General features: G+C 63.5%; 14 protein-coding genes and 1 pseudogene. 7 read left to right on the top strand and 8 right to left on the bottom strand.

Annotated features, from left to right (window positions below; genetic code table 11):
- Positions 1-3: 3 nt before the first annotated feature.
- The 4 genes and pseudogenes from NKL06_RS18240 to NKL06_RS18225 all read right to left on the bottom strand — a co-directional run bounded on the left by NKL06_RS18240 (position 4) and on the right by NKL06_RS18225 (position 3077).
- A complete protein-coding gene (locus tag NKL06_RS18240) occupies positions 4-894 on the bottom strand; it encodes a TPM domain-containing protein (protein ID WP_023693214.1) in 891 nt (296 codons plus the stop codon).
- A 35-nt stretch (positions 895-929) separates the two neighbouring features.
- Positions 930-1385, bottom strand: a pseudogene (locus NKL06_RS18235) (TPM domain-containing protein); the annotation flags it as partial.
- Positions 1386-1434: 49 nt separating this feature from the next.
- Positions 1435-2205, bottom strand: coding sequence for a TPM domain-containing protein (locus NKL06_RS18230; RefSeq protein ID WP_196814105.1), 771 nt, complete (start codon positions 2203-2205; stop codon positions 1435-1437).
- A 239-nt stretch (positions 2206-2444) separates the two neighbouring features.
- On the bottom strand, positions 2445-3077 hold the full coding sequence (locus tag NKL06_RS18225; protein ID WP_023681434.1) for a LemA family protein: 633 nt from the start codon (positions 3075-3077) through the stop codon (positions 2445-2447).
- 150 nt (positions 3078-3227) lie between these two features.
- Here NKL06_RS18225 and NKL06_RS18220 point away from each other — a divergent pair, with 150 nt between their 5' ends.
- The 6 genes from NKL06_RS18220 to NKL06_RS18195 all read left to right on the top strand — a co-directional run bounded on the left by NKL06_RS18220 (position 3228) and on the right by NKL06_RS18195 (position 8674).
- Entirely contained in the window at positions 3228-3479 is a 252-nt protein-coding gene (locus tag NKL06_RS18220; protein ID WP_023693217.1) for a hypothetical protein, read from the top strand.
- Between the two features lie 133 nt (positions 3480-3612).
- Positions 3613-4497: a pyridoxal kinase PdxY gene (gene pdxY / locus NKL06_RS18215; RefSeq protein WP_023668615.1), complete on the top strand. Its 885-nt coding sequence runs from the start codon at positions 3613-3615 to the stop codon at positions 4495-4497.
- Positions 4494-5258, top strand: coding sequence for a DUF429 domain-containing protein (locus tag NKL06_RS18210; protein WP_023693218.1), 765 nt, complete (start codon positions 4494-4496; stop codon positions 5256-5258). The genes pdxY and NKL06_RS18210 overlap by 4 nt, the downstream gene beginning before the upstream one ends.
- A gap of 147 nt (positions 5259-5405) precedes the next feature.
- Positions 5406-6050 carry a carbonic anhydrase gene (locus tag NKL06_RS18205; RefSeq protein ID WP_023668613.1) on the top strand — a complete coding sequence of 215 codons (645 nt, stop codon included), beginning with the start codon at positions 5406-5408 and terminating at the stop codon, positions 6048-6050.
- Between the two features lie 67 nt (positions 6051-6117).
- On the top strand, positions 6118-6531 hold the full coding sequence (locus NKL06_RS18200; RefSeq protein ID WP_023688839.1) for a hypothetical protein: 414 nt from the start codon (positions 6118-6120) through the stop codon (positions 6529-6531).
- A gap of 88 nt (positions 6532-6619) precedes the next feature.
- Complete coding sequence (locus NKL06_RS18195; protein WP_023693219.1) at positions 6620-8674, top strand: M3 family metallopeptidase; 2055 nt, start codon at positions 6620-6622, stop codon at positions 8672-8674.
- A 31-nt stretch (positions 8675-8705) separates the two neighbouring features.
- On the opposite strand, the gene NKL06_RS18190 is transcribed toward NKL06_RS18195, so the two are convergent.
- The 4 genes from NKL06_RS18190 to NKL06_RS18175 form a co-directional block, all read right to left on the bottom strand.
- Complete coding sequence (locus NKL06_RS18190) at positions 8706-10181, bottom strand: M81 family metallopeptidase (RefSeq protein ID WP_023693220.1); 1476 nt, start codon at positions 10179-10181, stop codon at positions 8706-8708.
- Positions 10182-10206: 25 nt separating this feature from the next.
- Positions 10207-11031, bottom strand: a complete 825-nt coding sequence (locus tag NKL06_RS18185; protein WP_023668609.1) for a carbohydrate ABC transporter permease — start codon at positions 11029-11031, stop codon at positions 10207-10209.
- Positions 11028-11897, bottom strand: coding sequence for a carbohydrate ABC transporter permease (locus tag NKL06_RS18180; protein WP_023681441.1), 870 nt, complete (start codon positions 11895-11897; stop codon positions 11028-11030). The genes NKL06_RS18185 and NKL06_RS18180 overlap by 4 nt, the downstream gene beginning before the upstream one ends.
- Positions 11898-12228: 331 nt before the next feature.
- A complete protein-coding gene (locus NKL06_RS18175) occupies positions 12229-13461 on the bottom strand; it encodes an ABC transporter substrate-binding protein (RefSeq protein ID WP_023693221.1) in 1233 nt (410 codons plus the stop codon).
- Positions 13462-13639: 178 nt separating this feature from the next.
- Here NKL06_RS18175 and NKL06_RS18170 point away from each other — a divergent pair, with 178 nt between their 5' ends.
- Positions 13640-14410, top strand: a complete 771-nt coding sequence (locus NKL06_RS18170) for an SDR family oxidoreductase (RefSeq protein ID WP_023693222.1) — start codon at positions 13640-13642, stop codon at positions 14408-14410.
- Positions 14411-14412: the final 2 nt, after the last annotated feature.

Below are 14412 nucleotides of genomic sequence, written 5' to 3'. Positions count from 1 at the left end.
CTCTCACCAGCTCCCTGAAGACCCGCCACCGCCGGACGAACCGCCGCCGCCAGAAAACCCGCCGCCGCTGCTTGAGCCCGAAGCCCAGCTGCTGCCCGAACTTCCCGATGACCATCCGCTGCCCGGCGACGAACTTGTTGTCCAACTGCTGGAGCCCGAGGACGATCCGCTCGGCCCCTGGCCGTAGCGAAAGGTCATGCCCAGCCATTTATACACGCCCGGCGACAGCTTGGTGCCGAAGATCGGCGGCAGGAAGGCCATCGCCAGGCCGCCGAAGAACATCGCCGCCCACAGGATCAGGAAGACCGCGACTATAGGATCGACGGGCGTGCTGTGGTCGGCCGGGTTGCGCTTGCCGCGCGCCTCCAGCTCTTCCGGGTTGCCTTCCAGCACCATGACCATGTCGTCGACGGCCTTGGAAATGCCGCCGGAGAAATCACCGGCGCGGAACGCCGGCACCATGTCATTTTCGATGATCAGTTTGGTGTGCAGGTCGGTCAGCGTGCCTTCCAGCCCGTAGCCGACCTCGATGCGCATCTTGTGGTCGTTCTTGGCCACCAGCAGAAGCACGCCGTTGTTTTCGCCGGCCTGGCCGAGTTTCCAGAAGCGGAACAGCCGGTTGGCGTAGGGTTCGATCTCCTCGCCGTCCAGGCTGGGGATGGTGGCGACGACGATCTGGTCGGAGCCTTTGGTCTCGAAATCCGCGAGCTTCTGCGTTAGTGCCGCCTTGGTCGCGGCGTCGATAATACCGGCATTGTCGACCACCCGCCCGGTGAGTGCCGGCAGGTCTGCCGCCAAGGCTACGAACAGCATGGCGAGCATCGTCAACAAGGCGATGCCGATCGTCGCGGCTGCGCGGCCAGGTTTTGGCGGATTGAAGACGCGTACTGTCATGCCGTCACCAGCTCCCCTCAACCACCATGACCGTCCTCGATCACCATGATCATGTCGTCGACCGCTTTGGAAATACCGCCGGAGAAATCCCCGGCGCGGAAGGCCGGCACCATGCCTTCAATGATCCGTGTGGCGTGCTGGTTGGTGAGCGTGGCTTCCAGCCCGTAGCCGACCTCGATGCGCATCTTGCGGTCGTTCACGGCCACCAGCAGAAGCACGCCATTGTTCTTGGCCTTCTGGCCGAGCTTCCAGGCGTTGAACAGCCGGGTGGCGTAAGGCTCGATCTCCTCGCCGTCGAGGCTGGGAACCGTCGCGACGACGATCTGGTCGGAGCCTTTGGTCTCGAAATCGGCCAGCTTCTGCGTCAGCGCCGCCTCGGTCGCAGCGTCGATGATGCCTGCATTGTCGACGACACCACCGGTGAGGGCGGGCAGTTCCGCCGCCAGCGCCGCGAAGCTGACGAGCAAGACCAGCAAGGCAGCGCCGGTCATCGTGGCGAAGCGGCCATGCCAGGGATTGGCGATGCGTGTTGTCATCTCGTCACCAGCTTCCCGAGGAGCCGCCGCCGCCGGACGAACCGCCGCCGCCGGAAAAGCCGCCACCACCGCTTGAACCCGACGACCAGCCGCCCCCGCCCGAAGACCAGCCGCCGCTGGACGACCGCCGGCCCGGCTCGAATGTCATGCCGAGCCAGCGATAGCGGCCGGGACCGAGTTTTTGGCCGAAGATCGGCGGCAGGATGGAGGCGGCCATGCTGCCGAAGAAGATGATTGCCCAGATGCTGATGAAGACGCCGAAGAACAGATTGTCGGTATTGATGGGCGGCTTCTGGTTGCGCTCGCCGCGCGCCTCCAATTCCTCCGGATTGCCTTCCAGCACCATCACCATGTCGTCGACGGCCTTGGAAATGCCCCCGGAGAAATCGCCGGCGCGGAACGCCGGCACCATGTCGTTTTCGATGATCAGCTTGGTGTGCAAATCGGTCAGCGTGCCTTCCAGCCCATAGCCGACCTCGATGCGCATCTTGCGGTCGTTCGGCGCCACCAGCAGCAGCACGCCGTTGTTTTCCTTGGCCTGGCCGAGCTTCCAGAAGCGGAACAGCAGGTTGGCGTAAGGCTCGATCTCCTCGCCGTCGAGGCTGGGGATGGTTGCGACGACGATCTGGTCGGAGCCTCTGGTCTCGAAGTCGGCGAGTTTCTGGGTGAGCGCGGCTTTGGTGCCTGCATCGATGATCCCGGCATTGTCGACGACGCGGCCGGTCAGCGCGGGGAGGTCGGCGGCGAAGGCGGTGAGGGGCAGGAAGACGGCCAGAAAGGCGAGAAGAACACCAAGGTTGGCGTTCCTTCGCGTCCCCCTCTGTCCTGCCGGACATCTCCCCCTCGAGGGGGGAGATTGGCAATCTCGCTGCCGACGCTCAGCCGGCAACGCTGATATTTGGCGCAAGGACAGAAGACAGCTGATCTCCCCCCTTGAGGGGGAGATGTCCGGCAGGACAGAGGGGGGTGTGAAGGAACGCAAGGCTGGCAAAGGCCAAGCTCACCCAGACGTCATCACCCGCCCTGCTTCGTGCCGAAATCGACCTTCGGCGGCTGCATCTTGTCTTCTTCGACGGTGAAGTTGGCGAAGGGCTCGTTGCTGCGGAACCAGAAGGTTGCCCATAGCACCGACGGAAAGGTCCTCAGCGTCAGATTGTAATCCTTGACCGCCAGGATGTAGTCGCGCCGCGCCACGGCGATACGGTTCTCGGTGCCTTCGAGTTGCGCCTGCAGCGCCAGGAAATTCTGGTTGGCCTTGAGGTCGGGATAGGCCTCCGACACCGCGATCAGCCGCGACAGCGCGCTGGTCAGCCCTGATTGCGCATCCTGGAACTTCTTGAGCGCTTCGGGGTCCTTCAGCGTTTCCGGCGTCACCGTGATCTGCGTCGCCTTGGCGCGCGCTTCGACCACCGCATCGAGCGTGTCCTTTTCATGCGAGGCATAGCCCTTCACCGTCTCGACCAAATTGGGAATGAGGTCGGACCGACGCTGATACTGGTTCAGCACCTCGCTCCATGCCGCCTTGGCGTTTTCCTCCGCCGTCGGGATGGTGTTGAAGCCGCAGCCGGCGAGCAGAGGCAGCACGACGGCCATCATCAGCACGGCCGGCAGACTGCGGAAAGGGAAGGCAAGGCGCTGGGCAAACATGGTGAGGTCCCTCGACAGAAGTTGCATGCGAAGCATTAGCACAATCCGCGCTCAAGAAAATGTCTGCCGCTGGCGCGCATTCATGCGCCGGCGAGGCCCTGTGATTGATCGCGCGAACACGGTATGGTTGCCGGCAAACAGGACAGGATCATGGCGGAACGCCACGACGATGACAGCGAATCGCGCCGCATTATCGAGCGCGTGGCGAACGAGGGCGGCCTTGGCGGCGCATCGCTGGTGTCACGGGCAGCGAAAGGCGCGCGCGATCATGTTACCGCAGCGGAGGCCGACCGATCCGATCCGATCGAGGTCTGGGGCACCCGCATCGGTCGCGCACTTGGGCTCATCGTCGCCCTCGGCCTTTTGATCTGGCTCGTGTACTACGTCTCCCGGGGCAGCTAGAGCATGATCCTGAAAAGTGGGAACCGGTTTTCTCGGACAAGCGGGAACCGTTTTGTCCGGAGATCATGCTCCAACCAAAGAGATAGATCAGGATGACGATTCAACGAAAAATTATCCGTATCTAGGATTTTCCATGAACAGCGAAAAAGCCGACGCGCCGCGCGCGGTCATCGTCATTTCCAGCCATGTCGCCCGCGGCTCGGTCGGCAACCGCGCCGCCGTGTTTGCGCTGGAGACGCTGGGCTTTCCGGTGTGGGCGGTACCGACGGTCATCTTGCCCTGGCATCCGGGCCATGGCCGCGCCACGCGCATCGTGCCGCCGCTCGACCAGTTCAAGGCGCTGATGGCCGATCTCGAGCGCGCGCCCTGGCTGGGTGAGGTCGGCGCGGTGCTGTCGGGCTATCTTGGCGAGGCCGGCCAGGCCGAGGCCGTCGCCTCGCTGGTTGCGGCGGTCAAGGCCAAGACGCCGGACGCGATTTATATATGCGATCCGGTGATGGGCGATTCCGGCGGGCTCTATGTGCCCGAGCCGACGGCCGCCGCGATGCGCGACCGGCTGATGCCGATCGCCGACATCGCCACCCCCAACCGCTATGAGCTGGAGTGGATGGCCGGCGCGCCTTTGCCCGATCTGAAATCGGTGATCTCGGCCGCCCTCCATGCCGGACCGTCAACAATGCTGGTGACGTCGGCACAGTCGATGATGACCGGCGGCACCGGCAATCTGCTGCTTGACGGCACCCAGGCGCTGCTGGCCGAACACCGCCTCATCGACAAGCCGCCGAATGGCCTCGGTGACCTGACTGCGGCCGTCTACCTCGCCCGCATCCTGTCGGGGCAGCCGCCGATCAAGGCGCTGCAATCGACCACCGCCGCCGTCTACGAAATCCTGGCGCGAACCGCCAAGCGTGGCGGCGACGAGCTGCAGCTTGAAACCGATGCCCAGAGCCTGTCGCATCCGATGGCGATGGTGCAACTGCGCCACCTCACGCATCCGGGGCGGGACCGCCGGGCGTGACCTCGACCGTGGTCGTCGGCGTCGACGGCTGCAAGGCCGGCTGGATCGCCGTCCGCCGCGATCTGGATGCCGCGCCGTCAGTCCGCGTCTTTCCCAGCTTTGCGACCCTGCTCGACGCCTTGCCCGCCGATGCGACAGTGGTCGTCGACATGCCGATCGGCCTGCCGGACGTCTCGAAAAGAGGCGGGCGCGGGCCGGAGACCTTGGTACGGCCAATGCTCGGAGCACGGCAATCCAGCGTCTTCTCTATCCCGTCCCGCCCGGCCCTCTACGCCGACACCAGCGGCTTCACCACGGTCGAGGCCTGGTATGAGGCACATCGGCGCGCCAGCGAGGTGGCCAAGGCGACCTCCGATCCGCCACGCGGCGTCTCGATCCAGGCCTTCGGCATCTTTGCCAAGATACGCGAGATCGACGCGCTGCTGATCGCACGTCCGCAACTGCGCCGCCGCGTCTTCGAATCGCATCCCGAAGTGGCCTTCTGCCGGCTGAACGGCGAAAAACCGATGACACTGCCGAAGAAGATCAAGGGCGCCGTCAATCCGGCCGGGATGGAAGAACGCAAGGCACTGCTCTGCCGGCACGGCTATACCAGAGCTTTCCTTGACCAGCCGCCGCAACGCGGTGCTGCCGCCGACGATTTCCTCGACGCCGCAGCGATGATGCTGATTGCCGGACGCATTGCCGGCGGGGAGGCAACGCCGTTTCCCGACCCGCCGCTTGCCGACCGTTTCGGCATTCCCCTGGCGATCTGGGCGTGAGGCAAGCGGCGCCATGCGTGCGGCATGGCGATTTGCGACGAAGCCATCCGCAATTCGGCATTGCCCGCGACGGGCATTTGCCGTTAGAGCCTTTCTAACTTGAAATGAGCTGCCGTCGCTAACCCCGAAAGGCTTCATCCCTAGCCCATGCCCCATCTCCCCGAACATCTTTGGACCGGCTACCGCAACTTCATGAATGGCCGCTATCTCACCGAGAGCGGACGCTATCGCGAGCTTGCCCGCGAGGGGCAGGCGCCCGAAACCATGATCGTTGCCTGCTGCGATTCCCGCTCTGCCCCCGAGGCGATCTTCGACGCCGGTCCGGGCGAACTGTTCGTCCTGCGCAATGTCGGCAATCTGGTGCCGCCCTATGCGCCGGACGGCGAGTTCCACTCGACCTCGGCCGCGCTCGAATTCGCCGTGCAGAGCCTGAAGGTGAAAAACATCGTGGTGATGGGCCATGGCCGCTGCGGCGGCATCCGCGCCGCGCTCGACACCAATTCGGCGCCGCTGTCGCCCGGCGACTTCATCGGCAAATGGATGAGCCTGATCGCGCCGGCGGCCGAAACCGTTTCGTCCAGCACGTTCATGACGACAACCGAACGGCAGACGGCGCTGGAGCGGATTTCCATCCGCTATTCGATCGCCAATCTCAGGACCTTCCCTTGCGTCTCCATCCTCGAAGGCAAGGGGCGGCTGTCGCTGCATGGCGCCTGGTTCGACATCTCGACCGGCGAGCTCTGGGTGATGAACAAGGACACCGGCGACTTCGAGCGGCCGGATTTGACGTAGACCCATGATCCCGAAAAGTGGGAACCGGTTTTCGGATAAGGGCATGGTCAAATAAGAGGAGGCAAGAATGCGGGTTTGGCCTGCGATCGCTTTCGCCGTAGCGGCGCTGCTGATTTCGCTCGTCCCTGCCCGCTCCGATGACGGCGCCATTATCGACCGCTGGTATTCGGCGCTGCTGGTCGCCGATCGCACCGAATTGTCGGACCTGCTCGCCGACGATGTCCGCATCAAGCTCGACGATCTCGGCGTGGTACAGTCGAAGCAGGAGTTCATCGCGTCGATCGACGAATGGAAGGGCGCGGTCGCCGGCGCCGCAATCCGGCATCGCGTCGAAAAGAGCGAGGCCGGCGTCACAACTGTCATCGCCTGCTATGATTTCCCCAACAATGACATGCTGATGCAGGAGACGTTCGCCGTCACCGGCAACCGCATCACCGCCAGTTCGCAAGCGGCGATCGCGGAAAATTGCGACGGCTTCTGACGCGGGCTTGAACGGCCGCGCTGTTGCGCCGCGCCAGTCATCGCCCTACATCGGTCAGCAAGCTCCGCCAATCATCGAAAGATCCCCCATGCCGTCCACGAAAACCGTCGATCTCGCCGCCCATCCGCTGACCAAATGGCAAGGGCCGCTCGGCCTGCCGGATTTTGCCAGCATCGGCGACGACGATTTCTCCTCGGTGTTCGACGCGGCGCTGAAGGCACATGAGGCCGAAATCGATGCGATCGCCGGCAACAAGGATGCGCCGACCATCGAGAATACGCTGGCAGCCCTCGAGCTCGCCGGTGAGCCGCTCGACCATGTCTCGTCGATCTTCTGGTGCCGGGCCGGCGCCCACACCAACGATGCGATCCAGGCGCTGGAGCGCGATATCTCGCCAAAAATGTCGAGGCATTTCTCGGCGATCTCGATGAACGAGAAATTGTTTGCCCGCGTCGACGATCTCTACCAGCGCCGTGAGACGCTCAAACTCGACGTCGAGACGCTGCGGGTGCTGGAGAAGACCTGGAAAGGCTTTGTGCGATCGGGCGCAAAACTCGACGCCGACGGCAAGAAGCGGCTGGCCAACATCAGCGAGGAGCTGTCCTCGCTCGGCACGACCTTCGGCCAGAACGTGCTGGCCGACGAGCGCGACTGGGCGCTTTTCCTCGACGAGGCTGATCTTGCGGGCCTGCCGGACTTCGTGAAGAGTTCGATGGCCGAAGCCGCCGAGACGCGCGGCCAGAAAGGCCGCTACGCAGTCACCTTGTCGCGCTCTATCTATGAGCCGTTCACGACCTTCTCCGAACGCCGCGACCTGCGCGAGAGCGCCTTCCGCGCTTTCACCATGCGCGGCCAGAATGGCGGCGCCAGCGACAACACCGCAGTGGTGCGCGACATGCTGAAACTGCGCGCCGAAAAGGCCAGGCTGCTAGGCTATGCCTCGTTCGCCGCGCTGAAACTCGACGACACCATGGCCAAGACGCCGAAGGCGGTGCACGACCTCCTCGACCCGGTCTGGGAGAAAGCGCTGGAGAAGGCCGCCGCCGACCAGAAGGAGCTGGAGCGGCTGGCGACCAAGGCAGGCAGCAACGAAAAATTCGCCGCCTGGGACTGGCGCTTCTACCAGGAGAAATTGCGCGCCGAAAAATTCGCCTTCGACGAGGCGGAACTGAAACCCTATCTGCAACTCGACCGCATCATCGACGCCTGCTTCGACGTCGCCACAAAACTGTTCGGCATCACTTTCGAGGAGAAGAAGGGCATCGCCGCCTGGCATCCCGACGCGCGCGTCTTCGTGGTGAAGAACGCCGATGGCAGCGAGCGCGGCCTGTTCCTCGCCGACTATTTCGCCCGGTCCTCGAAGCGCTCCGGCGCGTGGATGAGCGCGCTGAAGTCGGGCTACAAGCTTGGCGATGGCTCCAAGCCGGTGATCTACAATATCATGAACTTCGCCAAGCCGCCGGCCGGGGAAGCAGCGCTGTTGTCGGTCGATGAGGCCAAGACCCTGTTCCACGAGTTCGGCCATGCTTTGCACGGCATGCTGACCGACGTCACCTGGCCGTCGGTGGCGGGCACCTCGGTTTCCCGCGATTTCGTCGAACTGCCTTCGCAGCTCTACGAGCACTGGCTGACGGTGCCCGCAGTGCTGGAAAAGCATGCGCTGCATGTTAAGACCGGCAAGCCGATGCCGAAGTCGCTGCTCGACAAGATGCTGGCCGCCCGCACGTTCGGCGCCGGTTTCGCCACGGTCGAGTTCACAGCGTCGGCGCTGATCGACATGGCGTATCACGCGCGGCCGGATGCGCCGGCGGAACCGCTGCGTTTCGAAGCCGAAACGCTGGAAAAGCTTGATATGCCCGACACCATCGCCATGCGTCATCGCACCCCGCATTTCGGCCATATCTTCTCCGGCGACGGTTATTCAGCCGGCTACTATTCCTACATGTGGTCGGAAGTGCTCGACGCCGACGCCTTCGCCGCCTTCGAGGAGACCGGCGATCCCTTCAACCCGGCGCTGGCGGAACGGCTTCGGAAGAATATCTATGCCGCTGGCGGGTCGAAGGATCCGGAGGAGCTGTACACGGCGTTCCGCGGCAAGATGCCTTCGCCGGAAGCGATGATGGTGAAGCGGGGATTGCTATAGCGCCGCCTTATCTCCCCCCTCGAGGGGGAGATCACCAGCGCCAAGGATCCGCCACCCGTGGCCACACCGGCCGCGTCAGCTTCCTGTAATCCGTCACCGCCGGATTGCTCGGATACGAGCTCGGCGCCGAGACATAGATGATCTCCGCCGCGATCGGTTCAAAGCCGGCGTAGAAATGGTTGGTCGACTTGATCAGCAATATGTCCTTCGACAACGGATCGACACCGATGTTGGAGAAGACATCCGGCTCGAAGGTCTGCGTGCGGTTGGTGTTGAGGATGATGTCGATTTCGGTGCCTTCGAGCCGCACCAGCGCCGTCGGTCCGAGCGTCACCCGGCTCGGCCCGAAGCTCTGCCAGCCCTCGGGGACGGCTTTCAACACCTTGACGCGCGCATCGATCGGTTCGCCGGCCAGCGGCCCGGCCTTGCCGCCGAAGCGCAGGTCGATGACGGCGCCTTCGCCTGCCGCCTGGCAAAAGGTGACAGCGATCGGGTCCCAGATCGTCGCCACGCCAAAATTGTCCACGCCCCGTTCCAGCATGGCGCGCAGCACGACCGTACCGTCGCCGGCGACGCCACCGCCGGGATTGTCCCAGATGTCGGCAATCACAACCGGCTTGCCGGGATTTTCCTTGCGCACGGCCAGTGCCCGCGCGATGCCGTCCTCGGTGTTCAGCATCGTCATCGCCGTCCTTTCGCGCATGGCGTAAAGCTCGTGCCCTAGCCTCTCCGCCAGCGCATCGCCCTTGGCCTTGTCATTGTCAGTGACGACCAGGATGCGCGTGCCCATTTCGGGCACGTCCGCGGCCATGAAGCCATGGATGACCGAGACCGACAGCACGCCGTCCTTGCCGTGCAGCGCCTTGATGCGGTCGACGAAGGAGCGCATCGGCTCGCGGCTGGTCGGCAGCACCTGGATCATGCGGCAGTCGAACGTCGAGATCACCGGCTTGATCTCGTCGCGCGCCGCCGCCAATCCAAGCTCGACGACATGTTCGCCGCGCTCATAGAAGTCGGTGTGCGGGAATTCGAGGAAATAGGCCATGACATTGCATGCCGCGACGCGCTTTGGGGTCAGATGACTGTGCGGGTCGAGCTCGACCGCGATCACCACGTCGGGCCCGACGATTGCGCGAACCCGTTCCAGCAGATCGCCTTCGCAATCGTCATAGCCTTGCGCCACCATGGCGCCGTGCAGGCCGAGGATGACGGCGTCGACCGGCAAGGCTGCCTTCAACTGGCCGAGAATCTCGTCGCGCAACGACTCATAGGTCTGCCGCTGCACCAGCCCGCCCGGCTCCGCCCAGGTGGCGGTGCCTTCGATGACGGTCAGCCCTTCGGCAGCCGCACGCCGGCGCAGCGCGACCATCGGCGAGGAGCACAAGGTCGGCGTGTCTGGATGCTTGCCCGGCCCGGCATAGAACGCCATCTCGAACGACGCCCGGTCGGTCGGCACCGGCGAGAAGGTGTTGGTTTCGGTCGCCAGCGAGGCGGTGAAGATGCGCATGAAAGCTCCGTTGTGAATGGCGCCGTTATTTGACCGCCCCGAGCGCCAGCCCGCGGACGAGATAGCGCTGCAGCCAGATGAACAGGATTGCCACCGGCAGCGTCGCCAGCAGCGTCGCCGCCATTACATGGTGCCATTCGATCGTGTAGCGGCCGGCGACCAGCGAGAACACCTGGATAGGCAGCGTGTAACTTTCCTGGCTGCGCAGCATTGTGAGCGCAACGACGAACTCATTCCATGCGTTGATGAAGGTGAAGATGGCGGTCACCGCTATTGCCGGCAGGCAAAGCGGCAGAAACACTTTTCGCAAGGTCAGCCATCGGCCGGCGCCTTCCATCCACGCTGCTTCCTCGAGATCGCGCGGGATGGTGTCGAAATAGCTTTGCAGCATCCACACGGTGAAGGCGACGTTGAAAGCCATGTAGATGACGCCGAGCGCGGTCGTGGATTCGATCAGACCCCAGGCCGCCATCAGCCGGAACAGGCCGAGCACCAGCACGATCGGCGAGATCATCTGCGAGATCAGCAGGAACTGGCGGAAGGCGCCATAGCCGGCAAAGCGAAACCGCGACATGGCATAGGCGGCCGGCACCGAGATCAGGATGGCGCCGACGGTGGCGATAACAGAGACATAGAGCGAATTGGCCAGCGCCTGGCCAAAGCCGGTCGCCACCCACATGTCGGCAAAATTCGACCAGTGGAATTCGCTTGGCCACCAGGTCGGCGACAGCACCTCCTGCCGCGGCTTGACCGCGGTCAAAAACATTACCGCGAAGGGGAAGATCGTCACCACGAGCAGCGGCGAAAGCAGCAGCCAGGCGATGATCGTACGCTTCAGCTTGGGCGTCATGTGCGCTGCTCCCGCATGGCAAGCCGCACATAGATCATGGTGAAGATCAAAAGGATGGCGAACATCAGCAGCGACACCGCCGATGCTTCACCCAGTTTGCCGATGCGGAAGGCCAGCTTGTAGAGATGGGTGACCAATATGTCGGTCGAGTTGGCCGGCCCGCCCTGCGTCATCACCCAGATGATCGGGAAGGAATTGAAGACGTAGATGGTGTTGAGCACGATGGCGATGTTGATGAACGGCTTCAGCAGCGGAAAGGTGATCTCGCGGAACTGCTGCAGCGGCGTCGCCCCCTCCAGGGCCGCCGCCTCGTAGAGGTCGTCGGGGATCGACGACAGGCCGCCGAGGAAGATGGTCGTGGTGAACGGTACCGTCACCAATATGCCAATCAGCACCTGCATCGGGAATGCCGTCTCGGCGCGCGCCAGCCACTGGATGTTTTCATGGATCAGGCCGAGCCCGATCAGCGCCGAGTTCAGCATGCCGCTTTCACCGTTGAGCGCCCAGCGCCAGACCACCGCCGTCATCGTCAGCGACACCGCCCAGGGCAGCATGATGATGACGCGGGCAATGCCGCGGCCGTAGAAATCGGTGTTGAGGATCATCGCCACCGGCACCGACAACAGCAGCGCGCCGCCGACCACCAGCAACGTCCACAGGCCGGTGCGCCAGAGTGCCGCCAGGAAATCGGGATCGGCGAGGAAGGCTGAATAATTGGCGAAATCGTTGAAGTCGCGTAGCTGGCCGAAGCGGCTGACGTCATGCGTCGAGATCTGGATCAGGTCCCAGACCGGCCAGAAGATGACGACCGCCGCCAGCAACAGGCTGGGCAAGGTCAGCAGATAGGGCAAGAAGCGATTTTGCATCGGCCGGTTTTGTACCGTGGTTCTGTGGCGCTGGCACGCCAGCTCGGATCAATCTTGCATATCGGTCTTTAGCAGCCCTTCAGAAGAATGCCTTTCCTCTCCCCCGTCGATCAGGGGAGAGGTGTCGAGCGAAGCTCGGGGGGTCGACCCTTGGGGCGCAAGGCGAGGTGATGTTTGCCCCTATTGCCCTTCCTATGTCCGTTCGCGGCGGTTGCCAGGTGGTTCCCCCACTCCGTCTCGGCTTCGCCGAGCCACCTCTCCCCCTCCGGAGGGAGAGGAAAGTGTGGCGCGCCCCGATCTCAGGGGCGCGCCGGGCGCAGGGAGATACGCCCTATTTCTTGATCACGGCGTTGGCCTTGGCAGCCGCTTCCTTCAAGCCTGCCTCGGGGTCGCCGCCGAGATAGATCTTCTGCATGGCATCCGAGGTGATCTGGGCGACTTCTTCCCAGCCGGGGATGACCGGCGCAAAGCGGGCGTCGGGCAGCAGCGCGGTGAACGCTGCCAGATCGGCATTGTTGACGTAATAGTCCATCTTGGCCTCTTCCTTGTTCACCGGCAGGAAGCCTTCCCCTTGCGTGAACTTGGCGCGCTGTTCGGTGGTGAACAGGAAGTCGAGCAGCTTCCAGGCCTCATCCTTGTTCTTGGAATTCTTGAACATGATGATGGAATCGGTGACGCCGTACGTGCCGCGCGCGCCGGTCGGTCCGGCGGGGATAGCGGCCACGCCGTATTTCAGGTTCGGCGCCTCGTCCTTGATCTGGTTGGACAGGAAGGGCGCGGTGATCATCATGCCGACCTTGCCCTGCTTGAACAGGTTCTGGACGTCCTCGCGGTTGTTGGAGGTGACGCCGGGTTCCGTCAGGCCTTCGTCGATCATCGACTTGTAGAGCTTGGCGGCTTCGAGCGCGCCCGGCGTGCCGAGGCCCGACGTGCCATCCTTGTTGAGAATCTCGGTGCCTTGCGACCACATCGCATAATAATAATAGACGTCGGTCTCGATCTCCTTGCCCTGCAGGCCGAAGCCGAACGTGCCGGTGCCCAGTGCCTTGATCTTGCGCGCATCCTCCTGCAACTCGGTCCAGGTTGCCGGCGGGTTGGCGATTCCGGCCTTCTCGAACAATTCCTTGTTGTAGTACATGGCGCGCGCCGAGGCCGCGATCGGCAGGCCATAGGTCTTGCCCTCCATGATCGACGGCGACAGGAAGGTGTCGATGAAGCGGTCCTTGAACTCCGGCTTGATGTAGGCGTCGAGCGGCTCGGCGACATCCTGCTGGACGAAATCGATCAGCCAGCGGGTGCCGATGATCGACAGGTCGGCATTGGTGCCGGCCGTGATGTCGGTGGTCAGCTTCTGCAGCAGCACGTCCCACGGCACAACTTCGAACTTGACGGTGATACCCGGGTTGGCTGCCTCGAATTCCTTTTTCACCGCTTCGAAATACGGGCCGGTCTTGGCGCTGTATTCGGCGACGGTGACGCGCACCTCGCCGGCGTCTGCCTGCGCCGTCAGCGCCAGCAGGCTCATTCCGGCCATCAGGCCGACAGTCCATTTTGCAAGCTTCATTCGATCTCTCCCATTTGATTGGCGCCTGCGCTCTTGCGGCTTTCAGGCGGCCAAGGCTTTATGTGACTTTCCTACATTATCCTTCATTTCACGCCGTGCAAGCGGATTATCCTGTTGCTTAATTACATTTCTTAAAATAGCGTTTTCCGACTATGTAGATCCCAAGGAGGCGCGCAGCGTGGTTTCAAAGGCCGAATTCGCAGGCAAGACCGTGCTGGTGACCGGCGCCGGCGGCGGCCTAGGCTCCGCCATCGTGGCGCTGCTGGCCGAACGTGGCGCGCGCGTCGTCGGCTGCGACCAGTCGCAAGACCAGCTCGGCAGTCCGCATCTGGCGTCGCGCCACGTCTTCGACCTTCTCGACCGGATCTCCACCGATGCCGCGATCACGGCGATCCTCGAGAAAGACGGCGTGCCCGACATCTTGATCAACAATGCCGGCTGGACGCGCGCCGAGACTCTTGCAGCGCTGACCCCCGACAAGATCACGCATGAGCTCGACCTCAATCTGACCGGGGTGATGCTGTTCGCCGATCCGCTGATCAAGGCGATGGCCGCGCACGGTTCGGGCAGCGTCGTCTTCATCTCTTCCGTCAACGCCATCGCCCATTTCGGCAACCCGGCCTATGCCGCGGCCAAGGCCGGCATCAATGCCTATGCCAAATCGGTCGCTGTGGAACTCGGCCGCAACGGGCTGCGCGCCAATGTCGTCTGCCCCGGCTCGATCCGCACCGCCGCATGGGACCATCGGCTGGCCAAGAACCCGGATGTTCTCGGCAAGCTCAAGCGGCTCTATCCGCTCGGCCGCATCGTCGACGCCACGGAAGTGGCCGAAGCGGTGGCCTTCCTTGTTTCGGATCGCGCATCGGGGATAACCGGCGCGGTGGTGCCGGTCGACGCCGGACTGACCGCCGGCTTCCTGCCCTTCATCGACGACATATTGGGAGCCTGACC

It is taken from the genome of Mesorhizobium sp. C268A (assembly GCF_040324475.1).
Lineage (GTDB): Bacteria > Pseudomonadota > Alphaproteobacteria > Rhizobiales > Rhizobiaceae > Mesorhizobium.
This window is presented reverse-complemented; position numbering and strand designations above follow the sequence as displayed.